At 65.2% G+C, this 2,127-nt stretch carries 1 protein-coding gene and 1 pseudogene; both read right to left on the reverse strand.

The annotated features are described in order from the left end of the window. The coding region (locus HLUSI_RS0113730) for a DMT family transporter (RefSeq protein ID WP_016834515.1) at positions 1–763 on the reverse strand (763 nt) is incomplete at its 3' end. A 59-nt stretch (positions 764–822) separates the two neighbouring features. After that, positions 823–2,127 (reverse strand): annotated as a pseudogene (locus tag HLUSI_RS28665) (DEAD/DEAH box helicase); the annotation flags it as partial.

A 2,127-nucleotide genomic window follows, 5' to 3' on the forward strand; every position in this document is an offset into this window, starting at 1 on the left:
CGATGCGCGACACCGCGACCATCGTCAGGCACACCGGCAGCACCGTGCAGAACACTGCGTTGATCAGCGACAGCTGGTACACCTGGACCGGCTGCACCAGCGCCGAGGCCGGACGCAGGATGAAGAACTGGATGATGCAGGCCACCGACGATACGCACATCGCGTAGGCCACCAGGCGCATGGCGCCGACGCGGCGCACCAGCTCGCCGGAAAAGATCAGGTACAGCGCATAGGTGATGGCAGCGCCCAGCACCAGCACGCTGCCCAGCACGACGTTGTTGCCGCCGGTATTGATGTCGTGCTGCAGCACCAGCGCGGTGCCGAGGTAGGACACCAGCAGCGCGCCCCACTCGATCAGGCCGACCTTGCGCTTGTAGAAGGTGAAGGAAATCAGCAGCACGAAGGACGGCGTCAGGAACAGGATCAGCCGCTCCAGACCGGCCGAGATGTATTGCAGGCCAAGGAAATCGAGGAAGCTCGACAGGTAGTAACCGATCAGGCCGAGGAAAGCGATTTTGGCGTAGTCGCGCCCGGCCAGCGGCGGCGAGTTGCGCGCCTGCCAGAACGCCAGCACCGCAAACATCGGCAGCGAAAACATCATGCGCAGGCTGATCACCATCACCGCATCGACGTGATAGCGGTACATCAGCTTGGCGACGATGGCCTTGGCGGAAAAGAAAATGGCGCCGACGACGGCGAGCAGCAAACCGCCCAGATAGGCGCGGCGCGGGGAAATGGAGGGGGAAAGCGCGGTGGAAGACATCGCATGATTGTAAACGCTCCGGGCCTGCTCTGCCGGGCGGCCTCCGGGTCATTTTCCTGTTAGGCCGGCCGCGCGACCTGCAGCGGCGCAATCAGCGCATCCAGTTCCGCCTGGCCGAACTTGGGCGTCACCGCGCCGTCGCTGCCGAGCACGCCTTCGGCCAGCACCGACTTGCGCTCCTGCAGTTCGAGGATGCGTTCTTCGATGCTGCCTTCGATGATGAGCTTGTAGACCAGCACCGCCTGGTCCTGGCCGATGCGATGGGCGCGGGCGATGGCCTGCTCCTCCACCGCCGGGTTCCACCATGGATCGACCAGGATGACGGTGTCGGCGGCGGTCAGGTTGAGGCCGATGCCGCCGGCCTTGAGGCTGACCAGCATGATGGGCACGTCCTTGCGCTGGAATTGCGCCACCACCTCGCCGCGCGCCGCCGACGGCGTCTTGCCGGTCAGCGACAGCCACGGCAGTTCCAGCGCATCGAGTTCGGTCTCGATCAGTTCCAGCATTTCGGTGAACTGCGAAAACACCAGTACGCGCCGGCCTTCCGCCGCCAGCGACGGCAACATGTCGCGCAGCATCTCGATCTTGGCGCGCTCGATGGTTTTGGGCGCGCTTTTATACCCTTTGCCACCCTTGAGCAGGAACGGATCGCAGCACACCTGGCGCAGCTTGAGCAGCGCATCCATGATGGTCACATGCGAACCGGTGAAGCCGCGCCGCTCCAGCGCGCGCCGCACCTGCTTGTCGGCGGCCGCGCGCACGCTTTCATAAAGGTCGCGCTGGCGGCCCTGCAATTGCAGCAGCTTGATCGCCACGGTCTTGGGCGGCAACTCGGCGGCGACGTTTTCCTTGCGGCGGCGCAGGATGAACGGCCGCACCCGCTGCGCCAGCAATTGCGCGCGCAGGGTTTCGCCGTTTTCTTCGATCGGCTTGCGCCACAGCCGCGCGAAGGTGGATGCCTCGCCGAGGAAGCCCGGCATCAGGAAATTGAATTGCGCCCACAGCTCGCCGAGATGGTTTTCCAGCGGCGTGCCGGTCATGCAGACGCGATGGCGCGCGCGCGCAGCGCGTCGAGGTCGCGCCACACCAGCGGATACGTGGTCAGCACGATGTCGAATCCGGCCATGCGCGCAAAGTCGTCCTCGCGCTGCGGCCCTTGCAAGGCCAGCACGCGCAGGTCCGGCGTCATGCGCCTGGCTTCGGCCTGCCAGTTGAACACCAGCGAAGTCGGCAACACCACCAGCGCCGGGCAATCGAGCCGGCCGGACTGTTTTTCGATCAGGATGTGCGCCAGCATCTGCGCGGTCTTGCCCAGGCCCATGTCGTCGGCGAGGATGCCGGCCAGATGATGCGCGCGGGAATAT

Source organism: Herbaspirillum lusitanum P6-12 (assembly GCF_000256565.1).
In the GTDB taxonomy this organism is placed as follows: Bacteria; Pseudomonadota; Gammaproteobacteria; order Burkholderiales; family Burkholderiaceae_D; genus Herbaspirillum; species Herbaspirillum lusitanum.